The sequence below is a fragment of the Mycobacterium sp. G7A2 genome, assembly GCF_041902445.1.
In the GTDB taxonomy this organism is placed as follows: domain Bacteria; phylum Actinomycetota; class Actinomycetes; order Mycobacteriales; family Mycobacteriaceae; genus Mycobacterium.
In genome coordinates this window covers 3,718,941-3,736,402 of the sequence record NZ_CP169251.1, presented here as the reverse complement: position 1 = coordinate 3,736,402, position 17,462 = coordinate 3,718,941, and the positions used below count along the sequence as shown (strand labels likewise).

16 protein-coding genes are annotated in these 17,462 nt (G+C 67.6%); 11 read left to right on the top strand and 5 right to left on the bottom strand.

Annotation, left to right across the window (positions count from 1 at the left end; genetic code table 11):
• Positions 1 to 36 precede the first annotated feature (36 nt).
• From ACEWX3_RS17765 to ACEWX3_RS17745, 5 genes are read left to right on the top strand one after another with little or no spacing between them, the layout of a single operon-like run.
• Positions 37 to 837 (top strand): thymidylate synthase, encoded by an 801-nt coding sequence (locus tag ACEWX3_RS17765; protein WP_221357269.1) that lies wholly within the window; start codon positions 37 to 39, stop codon positions 835 to 837.
• Entirely contained in the window at positions 834 to 1,316 is a 483-nt protein-coding gene (locus tag ACEWX3_RS17760; protein ID WP_221357268.1) for a dihydrofolate reductase, read from the top strand. The genes ACEWX3_RS17765 and ACEWX3_RS17760 overlap by 4 nt, the downstream gene beginning before the upstream one ends.
• Entirely contained in the window at positions 1,313 to 2,542 is a 1,230-nt protein-coding gene (locus tag ACEWX3_RS17755; RefSeq protein ID WP_374157212.1) for a winged helix-turn-helix domain-containing protein, read from the top strand. The genes ACEWX3_RS17760 and ACEWX3_RS17755 overlap by 4 nt, the downstream gene beginning before the upstream one ends.
• A 35-nt stretch (positions 2,543 to 2,577) precedes the next feature.
• Positions 2,578 to 3,474: a haloalkane dehalogenase gene (locus tag ACEWX3_RS17750; protein ID WP_221357266.1), complete on the top strand. Its 897-nt coding sequence runs from the start codon at positions 2,578 to 2,580 to the stop codon at positions 3,472 to 3,474.
• Between the two features lie 18 nt (positions 3,475 to 3,492).
• Positions 3,493 to 4,581, top strand: coding sequence for a GGDEF domain-containing protein (locus ACEWX3_RS17745; RefSeq protein WP_221357265.1), 1,089 nt, complete (start codon positions 3,493 to 3,495; stop codon positions 4,579 to 4,581).
• On the opposite strand, the gene ACEWX3_RS17740 is transcribed toward ACEWX3_RS17745, so the two are convergent.
• A complete protein-coding gene (locus ACEWX3_RS17740) occupies positions 4,578 to 5,165 on the bottom strand; it encodes a nucleoside deaminase (RefSeq protein ID WP_207067263.1) in 588 nt (195 codons plus the stop codon). The two genes, ACEWX3_RS17745 and ACEWX3_RS17740, sit on opposite strands and share 4 nt — an antisense overlap.
• A 113-nt stretch (positions 5,166 to 5,278) precedes the next feature.
• Between ACEWX3_RS17740 and thyX the strand changes: the two genes are divergently transcribed.
• From thyX to ACEWX3_RS17725, 3 genes are all read left to right on the top strand, one after another.
• Positions 5,279 to 6,043: an FAD-dependent thymidylate synthase gene (gene thyX / locus ACEWX3_RS17735; RefSeq protein WP_374157211.1), complete on the top strand. Its 765-nt coding sequence runs from the start codon at positions 5,279 to 5,281 to the stop codon at positions 6,041 to 6,043.
• Positions 6,044 to 6,223: 180 nt separating this feature from the next.
• Entirely contained in the window at positions 6,224 to 7,126 is a 903-nt protein-coding gene (gene dapA, locus ACEWX3_RS17730) for a 4-hydroxy-tetrahydrodipicolinate synthase (RefSeq protein ID WP_207067265.1), read from the top strand.
• A 10-nt stretch (positions 7,127 to 7,136) separates the two neighbouring features.
• On the top strand, positions 7,137 to 8,816 hold the full coding sequence (locus tag ACEWX3_RS17725; RefSeq protein WP_374157210.1) for a ribonuclease J: 1,680 nt from the start codon (positions 7,137 to 7,139) through the stop codon (positions 8,814 to 8,816).
• Between the two features lie 10 nt (positions 8,817 to 8,826).
• Here ACEWX3_RS17725 and ACEWX3_RS17720 read toward each other — a convergent pair whose 3' ends face one another.
• The 4 genes from ACEWX3_RS17720 to ACEWX3_RS17705 all read right to left on the bottom strand — a co-directional run bounded on the left by ACEWX3_RS17720 (position 8,827) and on the right by ACEWX3_RS17705 (position 11,778).
• Positions 8,827 to 9,624 carry a response regulator transcription factor gene (locus ACEWX3_RS17720; protein ID WP_286183139.1) on the bottom strand — a complete coding sequence of 266 codons (798 nt, stop codon included), beginning with the start codon at positions 9,622 to 9,624 and terminating at the stop codon, positions 8,827 to 8,829.
• 131 nt (positions 9,625 to 9,755) lie between these two features.
• Positions 9,756 to 10,625, bottom strand: coding sequence for an SAM-dependent methyltransferase (locus tag ACEWX3_RS17715; protein ID WP_374157209.1), 870 nt, complete (start codon positions 10,623 to 10,625; stop codon positions 9,756 to 9,758).
• 8 nt (positions 10,626 to 10,633) lie between these two features.
• The gene (locus ACEWX3_RS17710; protein WP_207067268.1) at positions 10,634 to 11,452 is read right to left on the bottom strand and encodes a mycofactocin-coupled SDR family oxidoreductase; all 819 of its coding nucleotides are present in this window, start codon (positions 11,450 to 11,452) and stop codon (positions 10,634 to 10,636) included.
• An 11-nt stretch (positions 11,453 to 11,463) separates the two neighbouring features.
• Positions 11,464 to 11,778, bottom strand: a complete 315-nt coding sequence (locus tag ACEWX3_RS17705) for a putative quinol monooxygenase (RefSeq protein ID WP_207067269.1) — start codon at positions 11,776 to 11,778, stop codon at positions 11,464 to 11,466.
• Positions 11,779 to 11,917: 139 nt separating this feature from the next.
• On the opposite strand from ACEWX3_RS17705, the gene ACEWX3_RS17700 reads away from it, so the two are divergent.
• From ACEWX3_RS17700 to ACEWX3_RS17690, 3 genes are all read left to right on the top strand, one after another.
• On the top strand, positions 11,918 to 14,461 hold the full coding sequence (locus ACEWX3_RS17700) for a DNA translocase FtsK 4TM domain-containing protein (protein WP_374157208.1): 2,544 nt from the start codon (positions 11,918 to 11,920) through the stop codon (positions 14,459 to 14,461).
• A gap of 211 nt (positions 14,462 to 14,672) precedes the next feature.
• On the top strand, positions 14,673 to 16,151 hold the full coding sequence (gene arcD, locus ACEWX3_RS17695) for an arginine-ornithine antiporter (RefSeq protein ID WP_374157207.1): 1,479 nt from the start codon (positions 14,673 to 14,675) through the stop codon (positions 16,149 to 16,151).
• Between the two features lie 46 nt (positions 16,152 to 16,197).
• Positions 16,198 to 17,457 carry an arginine deiminase gene (locus ACEWX3_RS17690; RefSeq protein ID WP_221357250.1) on the top strand — a complete coding sequence of 420 codons (1,260 nt, stop codon included), beginning with the start codon at positions 16,198 to 16,200 and terminating at the stop codon, positions 17,455 to 17,457.
• Positions 17,458 to 17,462 lie beyond the last annotated feature (5 nt).

Sequence of the window (17,462 nt, the reverse complement as noted above, 5' to 3'; positions counted from 1 at the left end):
GTTCTACTCCCGGGTGGTCCACGTAAGCTAGGGCACGTGCCGATCGCCACCCCCTACGAAGATCTGTTGCGTCTGGTGCTCGAGTCGGGGACGCCGAAGGCCGATCGCACCGGCACAGGTACCCGCAGCGTCTTCGGCCATCAGATGCGCTTCGACCTCACCGCGGGCTTCCCGCTGATCACCACGAAGAAGGTGCACACCAAGTCGATCGTCTACGAGTTGCTGTGGTTCCTGCGCGGCGACTCCAACGTGCGGTGGCTGCAGGAACACGGTGTCACGATTTGGGACGAATGGGCTTCTCCCACCGGTGATCTCGGTCCGATCTATGGTGTCCAGTGGCGGTCGTGGCCCACGCCGTCCGGGGAGCACATCGATCAGATCAGTGCCGCGCTGCAGTTGCTCAGATCCGATCCGGACTCACGGCGCAACATCGTCTCGGCGTGGAATGTCGGCGAGATCGCCCAGATGGCGCTGCCCCCGTGCCACGCCTTCTTCCAGTTCTACGTGGCCGACGGCCGCTTGAGCTGTCAGCTGTACCAGCGCAGCGCCGACCTGTTCCTGGGAGTGCCGTTCAACATTGCCAGCTACGCCCTGCTGACCCACATGATGGCGGCACAGGCCGGCCTCGGCGTCGGCGAGTTCATCTGGACCGGAGGAGACTGCCACATCTACGACAATCACCGCGAGCAGGTCGCCGAGCAGCTGACCCGCGAGCCGCGGCCCTATCCGGAACTCGTTCTCGCACCGCGAGATTCGATCTTCGACTACACCTACGAGGACGTTGACATCATCAACTACGACCCGCACCCGGCGATCAAGGCGCCCGTCGCCGTATGAGTGACGTCACGCTGATCTGGGCGCAGTCGTCATCCGGGGTGATCGGGCGCGGCAACTCCATCCCCTGGCACGTCCCGGAAGACATGGCTCGCTTCAAGGAGCTGACCATGGGCCACACCGTCATCATGGGCAGGACCACCTGGGAGTCGTTGCCTGCGCGCTTCCGGCCGCTGCCGGGGCGCCGGAATGTCGTACTCACCCGGCATGCTGACTACGTGGCAGACGGAGCAGAAGTGGTCAGCAGCCTCGAGGACGCCCCGCTCGACGACGCGTGGGTGATCGGGGGTTCCCAGGTCTACGGATTGGCGTTGCCGCTGGCCGGCCGGTGTGAGATCACCGAGGTCGACATCGACATCCACCGTGAGGACGACGACGTACTCGCCCCACTGCTGGACGAGGCATGGTTCGGTACCGCGGGCGACTGGCAGGACAGTTCGTCGGGTCTGCGGTACCGGTACTACACCTACATCCGCGCGTGACGACGCTGTCCGCCGCGCAGGCGCGGCGGGTGGCGTTGGCGGCGCAGGGCTTTCATGAACCCGCTCCCCGCGGACCGGTGACCCGGGCACACCTCAAGCGCCTGATCGCTCGCCTGCAGGTGCTGCAGCTGGACTCGGTGTCGGTGTCGGTGCGGGCTCACTACGCGCCGGTGTTCAGCCGACTCGGCCCCTACGATCGCGACGTGCTGGACCGGGCCGCCTGGAGTCACTCGGCGCGGTCGCCGCGGTTGCTGATCGAGTACTGGGCGCACGAGGCCGCGCTGATGGCGGTGGAGGACTGGCCCCTGCTGCGATGGCGGATGCGGCAGTACCGCCACGGTCGGTGGGGGACCGACATCGTCAAGAAGAACGCGCGGCTCGCCGAGGAAGTGCTGGCCGCCGTCGCCGAACTGGGTCCGTGTACCGCGGGCCAGATCGAGGCGTATCTGGAGTCCGAACCGCGTGGCCGCAAGGGGCCGTGGTGGGATCGCAGTGAGACGAAGTGGGTGGCCGAGGCGCTGTGGTCGTCGGGGGCGCTGACAACCGCGACGCGGATCGGGTTCGCCCGGCACTACGAACTCACCGAGCGGGTGCTGCCTGCCGCGGTGCTGAACCGGCAGGTGGACGAGGCCGACGCGGTGCGGGAACTGTGCCTGCGGGCGGCCTCGGCTCTGGGGGTGGGCACCGAAGCCGACATCCGCGACTACTTCCGGCTGGCTGCCGCGCAGGTCAAGCCGGCGCTGGCCGATCTGGTCGGCGCCGGGTACCTCGAGCGCGTCGATGTCGAGGGATGGAGCGCGCCTGCCTACCTGCGTGTCGGTCAGGTGATCCCCCGCCAGGACAGAGGCACGGCGCTGCTGTGCCCGTTCGACCCGCTCATCTTCTTCCGGCCCCGCGTCGAGCGCCTCTTCGATGGGTTCCACTACCGCATCGAGATCTACACGCCCGCTCCGAAGAGGCGCTACGGCTACTACGTGTGGCCGTTCCTGCTCGACGGCAAGCTGGTGGGCCGCGTCGACCTCAAGGCCGACAGGGCGGCAGGTGCGCTGATGGTGCTCGGTGCGTTCGTCGAGGACGGATGTGAGGCCGCGCGGGTGGCCGGCCCGATGGCACGCGAGCTGTCCGCGATGGCCGGTTGGCTCGGGCTGGACGCGGTGACCGTCGCAGCGCGCGGTGACCTGGCGCCGGCGCTGTTACGTGCGGTGGGACAGCCCGCTGGAACCTAGTAGCGTATTCGTTGCCTCAGCAAAGGAGCCGAACCGTGGACTTCCTCCGCACGCCCGATGAGCGATTCGCCGACCTGCCGGATTATCCGTTCGCGCCGCACTACGTCGACGTCGACGGGCTGCGGATGCACTACCTGGACGAAGGGCCGCCGGACGGAGAGGTCGTGCTGCTGCTCCACGGCGAGCCGTCGTGGAGCTATCTGTACCGGCGGATGATCCCGGTTCTGACCCGAGCCGGGTTGCGGGCGGTGGCCATCGACCTCGTCGGATTCGGCCGCAGCGACAAGCCGACCCGGCGTGAGGACTACACCTACCAGGCACACGTCGACTGGACCTGGTCAGCCATCGAAGCGATCGGACTGACCGACATCACGCTGGTGTGCCAGGACTGGGGTGGGCTCATCGGCTTGCGGCTGGTCGGCGAACACCCCGAGCGGTTCGCCCGCGTCGTGGCGGCCAACACCGTGCTGCCCACCGGTGACCTCGATCCGGGAGAGGCCTTCCTGGCCTGGCGGCAGTTCAGCCAGGAGTCACCGGACTTCCCGGTCGGCAAGATCATCGGGGGTGCCTGCGTCGGAAAGCTCACACCCGAGGTGGCCGCGGCCTACGACGCGCCGTTTCCCGACGAATCCTTCAAGGCCGGTGCGCGCCAATTCCCGATGCTGGTGCCGACTCGACCTGACGACCCGGCCTCCGCGGCGAACCGCGCCGCGTGGGAGGTCCTGCGAACATTCGACAGGCCGTTCCTGTGCGCGTTCTCCGACTCCGACCCGATCACCCGGGCCGCGGAGCCATTGTTACGCAAGCAGATTCCGGGTGCCGAGGGCCAGACGCACGTGACCATCACCGAGGCCGGGCACTTCCTTCAGGAGGACAAGGGCGTCGAACTCGGGGAGGCCGTCGTCCAGTTCGTCGCCGCGAACCCGCAGTAGCGTCCCCACCGGTCCGGCATGGCGACGCTGTGGCGGGAGGCCGACCAGTTCGACTGGTTCGGTGCATACCTGCTGGACCGCGGACTGCAGACGCAGTGGCGGATCGCAACCTTCGTCTTCACCATCTGCCTGGCGGCGGTGCCGTTGGTCATGCTGGCCAGTCCGGTGGGGCCGGACACCCCGCTGACCAGAGGGATCGCGGTGGCCGCGGCGGCCGGAGCGGGCAGCGCGTCACTGGTGTGGTTGTTCACCTGGCCGAGCCGACGAAGTTCGGTGGCCTACAACATCATCTGCAGCGCGTGTATCGCCGCGACGTGCCTGTCGCTGTCCAACGCCTACGGCGCGTTGATGGGCTGCACTGTGTTCGCGGTGATCGGCGGATTCCTGGCGTATTTCCACGCGGTCGGCCATGTGCTGGCCAATCTCGCCCTGGGCATGGCGTGTGCTGTCGTCGCCGCGGCCCGGTTGGTGGTCGAGACCGGCGATGTGGCGCTGACGGTGGCTGCGGCGCTGATCGTGACGGCGCTGAACGTCGGAATCCCTTTCGGGATCTTCTCGTTGGTGCATTCGCTGCGTATCGATCTGCGCAACTCCGACCGTGACCCGCTCACCGGGCTGCTGAACCGGCGTTCCTTCTCCAATGCCGTCGCAGAGCTCATCGCGGCACAGCCGCCGAGCCTGCGCAGGCGGTTGAACGTGACGATGGTGGACCTCGACAACTTCAAGCGGCTCAACGACTCCCAGGGGCATGCGGTCGGGGATCAGGCGTTGGTCAGTGTCGCGGCCGTGCTGAGGGAGAGCTGCGACGCCGGCGCCGCGATCGCACGTCTGGGCGGCGAAGAATTCGTCATCGCCGACACCCAGTTCGTCGCCCGTCACCGCGCGATCGTCGAACGCATCCGGCAGGGCATCGCCTCGACACCGTTCGGCGTCACCGCCAGTCTGGGCACCTGCTCTGCGGTCATGGACCCGCACGTAGCGGTGGTGGCGTCGGAGTTCGTCGACCGCCTGATCAGGATGGCCGATTCGGCGATGTACACCGCCAAGCGCGCCGGCGGCGATCGCGTCGAGCACTGCCCGCTGGAGGAGTCCGAAGGCGACGGCTAGCTGAGCGGAATCTCGTTGTCGCCCTTGTGCTGCTGATAGCGACGGGACAGTGCGTCATAGCGGCCGCGGATGCGGTCGCGCTGGGAGAGCAACCTCTGTCGCTGCGGCTCGGGTTGCGCGTCGATCAGGTCGCCGATCGCGTAGGCGGTCCAGAACTCGTTGCTGCGGCGGTAACCACCTGGGTCGAGGCCGAACAGCTCCTTGAGGATCTTCAGGTCGTGCGGGATGGCGAAGCTGTCCCGCGAGTCCTCGTGGCTGTAGAAGTAGTGGTAGTTGTCGAACCCGGCCCAGGTGATCGCCGACATGCACAACGTGCACGGTTCATGGGTGCTCAGGAACAGCAGATCTTCGGTGGCCGGGCGCTGCGGCAACTCGTAGAACTGCCTGAGGGTGTTCACCTCGCCATGCCACAGCGGGTTGGCGGTCTCGTCGTTGGTTCCGGCGATGACCACCGACAGGTCGGTCTTGGCGAGCAGAGCCGCGCCGAACACCTTGTTACCCGCGGCCACCCCGCGCTCCGTCAGCGGCAGGATGTCGTCTTCGATCACATCGAGCAGGCGGGCGGCGAGGTGGGGGGCGGCCATGGATCACCCTAACCTTCGTTGGCGCTGCGCTCATGGCGGCGAAGTACGAGTGCACCCCGCCGGTGATGCAGTCTCGACGAAGGCTGGTGGGGTGATGGCGTTAGGCTCACGCCGTGGCCGAGATCGCGCCGCTGCGGGTGCAGCTGATCGCCAGAACGGAATTCTGCCCGCCGCCCGACGTCCCCTGGGAGACCGATGCCGACGGGGGCCCGGCGCTGGTCGAGTTCGCTGGGCGAGCCTGCTATCAGAGCTGGTCGAAGCCCAATCCGCGGACGGCGACCAACGCCTCGTACCTGCGCCACATCATCGATGTCGGTCACTTCGCGGCACTCGAGCACGCCTCGGTGACGTTCTACATCACCGGCATCTCGCGGTCGTGCACCCACGAGCTGGTTCGGCACCGGCACTTCTCGTTCTCGCAGCTGTCCCAGCGTTATGTGCCTGACGACCAGGCCGAGGTGGTGGCGCCGCCCGGTGTCGACGACGACCCCGAACTGGTGGAGATCCTGTCCGCCGCCGCCGATGCCAGCCGAGCGGCCTACACCGAGCTGCTGGCCCGTCTGGAGACCAAGTTCATGGCCGACCAGCCCGGTGAGCGGGCCGCGGTGTTGCGCCGAAAACAGGCCCGCCAGGCCGCCCGGGCCGTGCTGCCGAACGCCACCGAGTCGCGCATCGTGGTCACCGGCAATTACCGGGCATGGCGGCACTTCATCGCGATGCGCGCCAGCGAGCACGCCGACGTGGAGATCCGGCGCTTGGCGATCACCTGTCTGCGTCAGCTCATCGATCTCGCGCCGCAGGTCTTCTCCGACTTCGAGATCGCTGAACTCGCTGATGGCACCGAGGTCGCGACGAGCCCCCTGGCGACGGAGGCGTAGCCGACCCGGCCGGCACCGGGGCGTAGCCGACCCGGCCGGCACCGGGGCGTAGCCGACCCGGCCGGCACCGGGGCGTAGCCGACCCGGCCGGCACCGGGGCGTAGCCGACCCGGCAGACACGGAGGCGCAGCCCGAAAGGCATTCGTGAGCGCGTGGGCTGAGCAGGTAACCTAGTTGCCCGTGAGTACCAGCGGATTCGACGCCCCCGCCCGTTTGGGCACGTTGCTGACCGCCATGGTTACTCCGTTCAAGCCCGACGGCACGCTCGATACCGCTGCGGCCGCCCGGCTGGCCACCCATCTGATCGACCAGGGGTGCGACGGGCTGGTGTTGTCCGGGACCACCGGCGAATCCCCGACGACCACCGATGACGAGAAGATCGCGCTGTTGCGCACGGTGCTGGAGGCCGTCGGTGACCGGGCCCGCATCATCGCCGGAGCCGGCAGCTACGACACCGCGCACAGCATGCACCTGGCCAAGGCGTGCGCCGCTGAGGGTGCCCACGGGCTGCTCGTGGTCACCCCGTACTACTCGCGGCCGCCGCAGTCCGGGCTGCTGGCCCATTTCACCGCTGTCGCCGACAGCACCGATCTGCCGATCGTTCTCTACGACATCCCGCCGCGCTCAGTGGTGCCGATCGCGTGGGACACGCTGCGGGCGCTGGCCCAGCACCCCAACATCGTCGCGGTCAAGGACGCCAAGGCGGACCTGCACGGCGGCGCGCAGATCATCGCCGAGACCGGGCTGGCGTATTACTCCGGCGACGACTCGCTGAATCTGCCGTGGCTGGCAATGGGCGCCGTCGGGTTCGTCAGCGTGTGGGGGCACGTGGCGACCAGTCAGCTGCGGGAGATGATGACGGCGTTCCACTCCGGCGACGTCGCCACCGCGCGCAAGATCAGCGTCACACTGGGTCCGCTGTGCGGGGCGCAGATGCGCCTCGGCGGTGTCACGCTCGCCAAGGAGGGTCTGCGACTACAGGGCTTCGAGGCCGGTGATCCGCGCCTGCCCCAGATGCCCGCCAACGCCGAACAGATCGAGGCGCTGGCCGCCGACATGCGCGCCGCCGCGGTGCTGAGGTAGTGGGCCGCTAGTGGATTCAGCGCTCACCCCACCGGAGCCCCTGGCCCCAGGCGGCCTGCGCGTCACCGCGTTGGGCGGCATCAACGAGATCGGTCGCAACATGACCGTTTTCGAGCATCTGGGACGACTGTTGATCGTCGACTGCGGCGTGTTGTTCCCGACGCACGACGAGCCGGGCGTCGACCTGATCCTGCCCGACCTGCGGCACATCGAGCGCCGGCTCGACGAGATCGAGGCGGTCGTCGTCACCCACGCGCACGAAGACCACATCGGTGCGATCCCGTTTCTGCTCAAGTTGCGCGCCGACATTCCGATCGTCGGATCGAAGTTCACGCTCGCACTGGTGTCGGCCAAGTGTCGCGAGCACCGGATCAAGCCCGTCCTGGTCGAAGTCTCCGAAGGGCAGCGCTCCGAGCACGGCGTGTTCGAATGCCAGTACTTCGCCGTCAACCACTCCATCCCCGGCTGCCTCGCCATCGCGATCCACACCGGTGCCGGAACGGTGCTGCACACCGGGGACATCAAGCTCGACCAGATGCCACTGGACGGCAGACCCACCGACCTGCCCGGGATGTCGCGGCTGGGTGACGCCGGCGTGGACCTGTTCCTGTGTGACTCCACGAACGCCGACATCCCCGGTGTCGGACCGTCGGAAAGTGAGATCGGCCCGGCGCTGCACCGGTTGATCCGCGGCGCCGAGGGCCGCGTCATCGTCGCGTGCTTCGCTTCCAACGTCTACCGGGTGCAGCAGATCATCGATGCTGCCGTGGCACTGGGACGGCGCGTGTCGTTCGTCGGGCGTTCGATGGTGCGCAACATGGGCATCGCCCGGGAGCTGGGTTATCTCGACGTCGCCGACGAGGATGTGCTCGACATCGCCGCCGCTGAGATGATGCCGGCCGACCGTGTCGTGCTGATCACCACCGGCACCCAGGGCGAGCCGATGGCCGCCCTGTCACGAATGTCGCGCGGTGAGCACCGCAGCATCACGCTGACGGACGGTGACCTGATCATCCTGTCCTCGTCGCTGATCCCGGGCAACGAGGAAGCCGTGTACGGCGTGATCGATTCACTGGCCAAGATCGGCGCCCGCGTAGTCACCAACCAGCAGGCGCGCGTCCACGTCTCCGGGCACGCCTACGCCGGCGAGTTGGCGTTCCTCTACAACGGCGTGCGGCCGCGCAACGTCATGCCCGTGCACGGGACCTGGCGGATGCTGCGGGCCAACGCCGCGCTGGCCGCGCGCACCGGCGTGCCGCACGACAACATCGTCGTCGCCGAGAACGGTGTCAGCGTGGACCTGGTGGCCGGACGCGCGACCATCGCCGGCGCGGTGTCGGTGGGCAAGATGTTCGTCGACGGCTTGATCACCGGCGATGTCGGGGACGCCACACTGGGGGAGCGGCTCATCCTGTCCTCGGGTTTCGTCGCGGTCACCGTGGTCGTCCGGCGCGGCACGGGGAAGGCCGCGGCGCCCGCGCACCTGCATTCTCGCGGCTTCTCGGAGGACCCCAAGGCACTCGAGGCGGTAGCTCGCAAGGTCGAGGCCGAGCTGGAGAACCTTGCCTCGCAGAACATCACCGACCCGACCAGGATCGCTCAGGCGGTTCGCCGGACGGTCGGCAAGTGGGTGGGGGAGACCTACCGCAGACAGCCGATGATCGTGCCGACCGTGATCGAGATCGGCTGACCGAGCTGGTTCAGCGGGCGGGTTGGTCGAGCCGGTAGCCCAGACCGCGCACCGAGACGAACCGGCGGGCACCTAGTTTGCTGCGCAGATATCGGACGTACACGTCGACGACGTTGGAACTCGCGGCATGCTCGTGTCCCCACACCGTGCTCAGCAGGTGTTGGCGGGACAGCACCTCGCCGGGGTGGCGGAGGAACTTCGCGGCCAGCGCGCATTCACGGGCCGACAGGTCGACGAAGTAGTCACCGACATGGGCGCGACGTGCGGTCAGATCGAGCCGCAGATCGCCGTGGGTCAGCTGGGTCGGCTCGGGGGTCCGTCCGGCCGGCGACAGCCACCTTCGCACTTTGGCGAGCAGTTCTTCGAAGCGGAACGGGGTGCACAGGTAGTCGTCGGCCTGTCCCTCCATTCCGACGACGGCCCCGGTGGCGCTGCCGCGCGGTCGCAGCATCAGGGCGGGCAATTCGACGCCCTGGGCGCGCAGACGCCGCACCACCTCGATGCCGTCGAGACGGGGCAGGTCGATGTCGATGACCAGTAGATCGGCCTGGCCGCTTCGCGCCGCAGACAGTGCCGCGGCGCCGTCGGCGACCACCCGCACCGCGAAGCCATGGGCAGTGAGTCCGCGCGCCACCAGCGAGGCGATACGCGGCTCGTCGTCGGCGACGAGCACGGTCGCGGTCTGCGCGACGCGGCGACGGATCTGACCGTCGGACCGCCGGTCGGCGACTCCGTGAATCGCCGCGGGTTGTCGCTTTCGCGCGATCAACACCGACGCGTTCTCTGCCCTCGTCGTGGTCATCGTCATGGCAAGCTGCCTTCTGCGGGTGGTCGTCTGCCACCGTTGCCGGTGGGGTACCCACTCGTCGCCGAAAGTGTGCACGCCCCTGATCGGCGCGCCACCTCATCGGCGCGCCACCTCATCGGCGCACCACCTCGTCAGCGCTCCGCCAGCGCCGTCCACTCGAGCTGTGACGCGGACAGCGTGCGGCCGGTGGGACGGATGTAGGTGTCGCGGAAGTAGCTCGGACCAGCCTGCTCGACGAGACGCCAGCCGTACTCGTCGAGCAGTTCTCCGACGGCTTCGCGGACCAGGCCCGACTGCCACACCTGCCGTCGTTGCCGGAATCGGCGATAGAGCGCCTCGGCTCCATGCAGGTCGGTGCCGTCGACGAAGTCTTGTCGGATGTAGGTGAAGACGAGCCGGCTTCCCGGTGCGGCGTCTCTGAGCTGGTCGAGAGTGCTGCGCACGGCCTCAGGGCGCAGGTACTGGGTGACGCCCTCCCAGATGAAGAACGTGCGATCGCCGTGCCGGAAGCCCGCTGCCTGCAGCGCCGGCATCAACGGTTCCTTCTCGAAATCCAGCGGGACGAGCCGCACCGATGGGGGTGTGGCGCCGAGCACTCGCTGTAATACCGCTGCTTTGCGCTCGGTGTTGACGTGCTGGTCGACCTCGAACACCGGCATGTCGCTGTGGCGGGCGATCCGGCAGGCCCGGGTGTCCAGTCCGGCGCCCAGCACGACGACGGTGTCGACGTCGTTGAGCGGATCTGACAACCGTTCGTCGATGTAGCGCTTGCGGCAGGCGATGCTGGCCCACAGTCCGGGACCCGATCGCTCCGACGCCGCGGCGAGAGATCGGCGCACCGCGCCTGTCCGTGCCGACCGGACCAGCCAACGCCACCGCGCGGGCAGGAACGACTCGGCCAGATCGTCGTCGACGAGGCGTCTGCCCGGTGACTCGTTGTGCTCGATCGCCGCCAGCACCATGGGGCCGAGTGCGGTCTGGGCCGCGGGGTTGCCGGACACTGTGGCAATCAGCGCTTGTTGACGTAGCCGGCGTCGACCGGCAGCGTCACGCCGGTGACGTAGCGGGCCGCGTCGGACACCAGCCAGAACGCCGCGTTGGCGATGTCTTCGGGTTCGAGCGCCTGCACCGGAAGTGCGTTGCCCATGTCCGGCCCGCCCTGGCTCTCCTGAGCGATGCCGTCCAGCCAGGACCGGGTGAACTCGTTGTCGATCATCGGCGTGTTCACGCCGGCCGGGTGTACCGAGTTGACCCGGATGCTGTACTGCGCAAGGAAGTTCGCATACACCCGCATGATGCCCACGATGCCGTGCTTGGCCGCGGCGTAGCCCACCGAGCCGCCGACCGGCGACCCCAGGCCGACGAGTCCTGCGACCGAACTGGTGAGCACGATGGATCCGCCGTTGCCGAACTTGATCATCGGCTTCATCGCCACGTCGATGGTGTGATAGACGCCGGTCAGATTGACGTCGATGACGTCCTGCCAGGCCTCCGCGGCCGCCATGGGTGCGATGCCGGCGTTGGCGATCACGATGTCGAGCCGATCGCCCAGGGCTTCGGTCCCGGAGCGAACCGCGGCCTTGACGGCGTCGCGGTCGCGCACGTCGGCCTGACAAGCCACGATCCGCGCACCCGTCTCCTCGACGAGCTTGACGGTGGCATCCATGTCCTCGGGCGTGGCCAGCGGGTAGGGCACGGACGCGATCTGCTCGCACAGGTCCAGGGCGATGATGTCGGCGCCTGCGGCCGCGAGCTTGACCGCGTGGGCCCGGCCCTGACCGCGAGCGGCGCCGGTGATGAATGCGACCTTGCCGGTGAGCTCACCCATGCTGGGAAAGACTACGGGCGCAGTTGGCCCTTGGCGGGATCACCCGCGACGACCGGCTGCAGCATCTTGATGTCGGGCGCGCCGTCGAGCAGTTCGCCGATGGTCCCGAACAGCGTGGCGACGGCCGGCGCCTTGCTGTGCTCGCCGAGAGCGTCGGCGTCCGCCCACTGTTCGACGAAGACGAAGGTTCCGTCGGCTTCATGGAGCGAATACAGCTGGCACCCGGGCTCGTCGTGCACCGCTTCGACCGCCTGCTGACATGCCTGCCGGACCTTGTCCACGGAATCGGACTTGGCGGTCATGGTGGCGACGACAACGACAGGCATGGGGACTCCTCGCTGAGCATGTGCTGGACAGTTGTCCACTTTATTACGCGATCGACGGACCGCGGCGAGGGATCGAAACCAATCTGTTACCAGTGTGGCAGATGGTGCATGTGAGGTCCTTGCGACTAGGCTTGCACCCATGGCTAGTAAGACCGCGGCTCGCTCTTCTGCCCGTCCGAGCAGGTCAAAGGCCGGTTCGCGGGGCGGGTCGCGGCCCGCGCGTCCGGCCGCGCAGCGCCGCAAGCCGGCGCCGCGCAACCCGTCGATCGTCTCGTCAGCGGGCACCGCGGTGGGCCGCGGCGTCCGCGCCGGCTGGCTCATGCTCGCCAAGGGCGCCGGCAGCACCGCCCGCTCGGTCGGCCGTGCCCGCGAACTCGAACCCGGCCACCGGCGCGACGGCATCGCGCTGGCGCTGCTCGGCCTGGCAGTGGTCGTGGCGGCCGGATCGTGGTTCGACGCCGCGCGCCCGGTCGGTGCGTGGCTCGACACTGTCGTGCGCGTGCTGGTCGGCGACGCGGTCGTCCTGGTCCCGATCGCGCTGGCCGTCCTCGGAGTCACGCTGATGCGCTCCGAACCCGATCCAGAAGCCCGCCCCCGGCTGATCCTGGGTACCGCGATGATCATCGTGCCCGCTCTGGGCCTGTGGCACCTGTGGTCGGGTTCGCCGTCGGATCCCGCGGCACGGCAACACGCCGGCGGATTCGTCGGATTCGCGATCGGCGGGCCGCTCGCCGACGGGCTCACGGCGTGGATCGCCGCCCCGCTGCTGTTCATCGGCGTGTTGTTCGGGGTGCTGCTGGTGACCGGTACGACCATCCGGGAGGTCCCGGCCACCGTGCGGGCGATGTTCTCCACCCGGCTCGGCGACGACTACGACTACGACGTCGATGACGACGAGTACGACGACCAGGATGCCGCCGACGGCAGCGCACCCCAGGATTTCTCCGACGGTTACTACGGCGACCCGGCCGCATACGGCATCGACGAAGACCAGGCCTGGCCTTCGCCCACCCAGACCACCGAGGTGCTGCCGAAGCCGGGTGGCTCGCCGTTGGACAACTACCCGGTCGACCCCGACATCGCGGATGCGCCGACCACTCCTGAGCCGGCCGCCCGTGCGCGCAAGAAGCCGCGCAAGGAGGCGAAGCTGTCCCTGGACCGTGTCGTCGAGGGTCCCTACACGCTGCCGTCGCTCGACCTGCTCGTGGCCGGAGACCCGCCCAAGCGGCGCAGCGCCGCCAACGAGCAGATGGAGAACTCGATCACCTCGGTGCTGCAGCAGTTCAAGGTCGACGCCGCGGTGACCGGCTGCACGCGCGGCCCCACGGTCACGCGCTACGAGGTGGAGTTGGGCCCGGGCGTCAAGGTCGAGAAGATCACCGCGCTGCACCGCAACATCGCCTATGCGGTGGCCACCGAGAGTGTCCGCATGCTGGCGCCGATCCCGGGCAAGTCGGCGGTCGGCATCGAGGTCCCCAACACCGACCGCGAAATGGTGCGGCTGGCCGATGTGCTGACCGATCCGGCCACCCGCTCCGATCACCATCCGCTCGTCATCGGGCTGGGCAAAGACATTGAGGGCGAGATGATCTCGGCCAACCTGGCCAAGATGCCGCACCTGCTGGTAGCCGGCTCCACCGGCTCGGGCAAGTCCAGCTTCGTCAACTCGATGCTGGTCTCGCTGCTCGCCCGCGCCACTCCGGAGGAGGTCAGGATGATCCTGATCGACCCGAAGATGGTGGAACTCACGCCCTACGAAGGCATTCCGCATCTGATCACGCCCATCATCACCGAACCGAAGAAGGCCGCCGCCGCGTTGGCATGGCTGGTCGAGGAGATGGAGCAGCGCTACCAGGACATGCAGGCCTCCCGGGTGCGCCACATCGACGTCTTCAACGACAAGGTGCGCTCCGGTGAGATCACCGCACCACTGGGGTCACAGCGCGAGTACAAGCCCTACCCGTACATCGTCGCCATCGTCGACGAGCTCGCCGACCTGATGATGACCGCGCCGCGCGACGTGGAGGACGCCATCGTGCGCATCACCCAGAAGGCGCGCGCCGCGGGGATTCACCTCGTATTGGCCACTCAGCGACCGTCCGTCGACGTGGTCACCGGCCTGATCAAGACCAACGTGCCGTCAAGGCTGGCGTTCGCCACCTCGTCGCTGACCGACAGCCGGGTCATCTTGGATCAGCAAGGCGCCGAGAAGTTGATCGGCATGGGCGACGGCCTGTTCCTGCCGATGGGCGCCAACAAGCCGATCCGCCTGCAGGGCGCGTTCATCACCGACGAGGAGATCCACGCGGTCGTCTCGGCGACCAAAGAGCAGGCCGAACCCGAGTACACCGAAGGTGTCACCGCGGTGAAGGCCGGCGAGCGCAAGGACGTCGATCCCGACATCGGCGACGACATGGATGTCTTCCTGCAGGCGGTCGAGCTGGTGGTGTCGTCGCAGTTCGGTTCGACCTCGATGCTGCAGCGCAAGCTGCGGGTGGGCTTCGCCAAGGCGGGCCGGTTGATGGACCTGATGGAGACCCGCGGCATCGTGGGTCCCTCGGAGGGGTCGAAGGCGCGCGAGGTACTCGTCAAACCCGACGAACTCGCCGGCACGCTCGCCCTGATCCGCGGCGGCAGCGATGCTTCCGGCGCGGACACCGCGGACGAGGCGGACGACTTCTAGGCGCCGGCCCGATACGACCTCATCGGGCCCGTCGTCATCGCAGGCGTCGACGCCGGCGGCGAAAAGGGACTTTATTCCCTTGTCGCTCAGATACTTCGCCGACGACGCTGGGTGAGGCAGGACTTCTGCCGAGACGGAACGCCGATCGGCGGACGGGGCATCCCCGTCGCTGACGGCGCCCGCGTCCCCGCGTCGCCCGAGAGGCGGAACAATGTCCGACACCGACCTCACCACACCTGCTGCCAGACCGGCGGGCTCCGCCAAGGCGGGACTCGGCCTGGCCGCGCTGACCGCGATCGTCGTGGGATCGATGATCGGCAGCGGCATCTTCGCGCTGCCCTCCCAGATGGCGGGCAGCGCAGCGCCCGGACCATTGCTGATCGGGTGGGTTGTGACCGGCCTCGGAATGCTGATGCTGGCGTTTGTCTTCCAGACCCTGGCCGAGCGCAAGCCCGACGTCGACGGCGGCGTCTACGGCTATGCCCGCGCCGGCTTCGGTGACTACATCGGCTTCACATCGGCATTCGGCTACTGGATGTCCGCGTGGATCGGCAACGTCGCCTATCTGGTCCTGCTGTTCTCGACGCTGGGCTACTTCTTTCCCCAATTCGAAGGCGGTGCGACACTTTCGGCGATCGTCGGTGCATCGATACTGCTGTGGGTCGTGCACGCGATGACGTTGCGCGGAATTCAGACCGCCGCCTTCGTCAACGTCATCGTGACCGTCGCCAAAATCGTGCCCATCCTGACGTTCATCGGCATCGCAGCCGTCGGATTCAAGGCCGGGCTGTTCACCGCGGATTTCTGGGGGAGCCGCACCGAGGTCGACGGTCAGCCGTTGGGCGACACGCTGACCCAGGTCAAGAACATGATGCTGGTGACCGTGTGGGTTTTCATCGGCATCGAGGGCGCTGCCGTGTACTCCAAGCGAGCTGCCCGGCGCCGTGACGTGGGACGCGCGACCGTACTGGGGTTCCTCGCCGTGCTCGCGCTGCTGCTCCTGGTCAATTTCCTGTCCTACGGGTTGATGGAACAGGCCCGGCTGGCCGGGCTGCCCGATCCGTCGATGGCGGGGTTGATGGAGGAGCAGGTAGGAACGTGGGGAGCCGGCTTCATCTCGATCGGGCTGGTGGTGTCGCTGCTCGGAGCTCTGATCGCGTGGGTGATGCTGTGCGCAGAGATTCTGCAGCTCCCGGCCACCGACGCGGTGATGCCCGCCTTCCTCGGCCGGGAGAACGCCCACCATGCGCCCGCCGGCGCGCTGTGGCTCACCAACGGGTGCGTCCAGGTCATGTTGCTGTGGACTCTGGCCAACGAGAGCACCTACCTGAACCTGATCCTGTTGGCCACGTCGCTGATCCTGTTGCCCTACCTCTGGTCGGCCGCTTACCAGGTACTTCTCGCGGTCCGCGGCGAGACCTACCAGGCAGGCGGCGCGCGGGGCCGCGACCTGGCCATCGGGGCGATCGCGCTGATCTATGCGGTGTGGCTGGTGTTCGCCGGAGGGTGGGAGTACCTGCTGGTCGCCGCGCTGTTCTATCTCATCGGTACGGCTTTGTTCGTCTGGGCTCGCAAAGAACGTCGGCTGCCGGTGTTCACCAAGCCCGAATGGTTGATCTTTGTCGGCATCGCGGCGATCTCGGCGCTGGCCGTCGTGCTGCTCGCCACCGGCGAACTCAGCGTCATCTGATACCACCCCGCAGAGATCCGCACGAAAAGCAAAGGTGAATCAGACTATGGCCGAACAACATCCACGGGTCGGAGTGTGGTCGGAAATCGGGAAACTGCACCGCGTGATGGTGTGTGCACCGGGACTCGCCCACCAGCGTCTGACCCCCGAAACCTGCGAGGAGCTTCTTTTCGACGACGTCATCTGGGTGCAGCAGGCCCGTCGAGATCATTTCGACTTCGTCGCCAAGATGCACGACCGTGGCGTCGAGGTCCTGGAACTGCAGGACCTGCTCGCCGATGTCGTGGCCGATGCCGCCGCAAGAGCCTGGCTGCTGGACCGTGAGATCACCGATGACCTGGTGGGCGCTGGTGTGGCGGCAGAGATACGGTCGTGGCTCGACGAAATGAAAGCCGAGGACCTGGCTGAACATCTCATCGGTGGAATCGCTCACTTCGAAGTCCCCGACGAGTTCCACGGCCCGTTCATGACAGCGTTCGGTGCGGCCGATCCGGCCGGTTTCATCATCAAGCCGCTGCCCAACACCCAGTTCATGCGCGACAATTCGTCGTGGATATTCGACGGCGTCACGCTCAACCCGATGTATTGGCCGGCGCGACGGCAGGAGACGCTGCTGACCACGGCGGTGTACCGGTTTCATCCTGCCTTCGCTGATTCGGATTACCAGGTCTGGCTGGGTGACCTGGACGGCCGGCCACACGACTACGGCGCGGTGACCCTCGAGGGCGGTGACGTCATGGCCCTGGGGAAGGGGATCGTGCTCATCGGAATGGGGGAGAGGACGTCGCGACAGGCAATCGGCCGGGTGGCGCGGCGCCTGTTCGAATCGCACGCCGCCGAGCAGGTGATCATCGCCGGTCTGCCCAGGGCGCGGTCGGCGATGCACCTCGACACCGTCTTCACGTTCTGCGACCACGACGTCGTGACGGCCTACGCACCTGTCGTCGACAACATCGTGCCGCTGACCCTTCGCCCGGACGAGCATTCACCCTCCGGGTTGGATGTCCGTCGAGAACCCCGAGGGTTGGTGGAAACCGTCGGTCAGGCTCTCGGGGTGGACTTCCGCGTCGTCCAGACCGCCGGGGACGCCTACGGAATTCAACGCGAACAGTGGGACGACGCGAACAACGTCATCGCACTGGAGCCCGGAGTGGTGATCGGCTACGACCGGAACACGTTGACCAACACAGCGTTACGCAAAGCCGGAATCGAAGTGGTCACCATCGATGCCAGTGAACTCGGCCGGGGTCGCGGTGGCGGCCGGTGCATGACCTGCCCGATCCTGCGCGATCCGGCCTACCAGTAACCCAC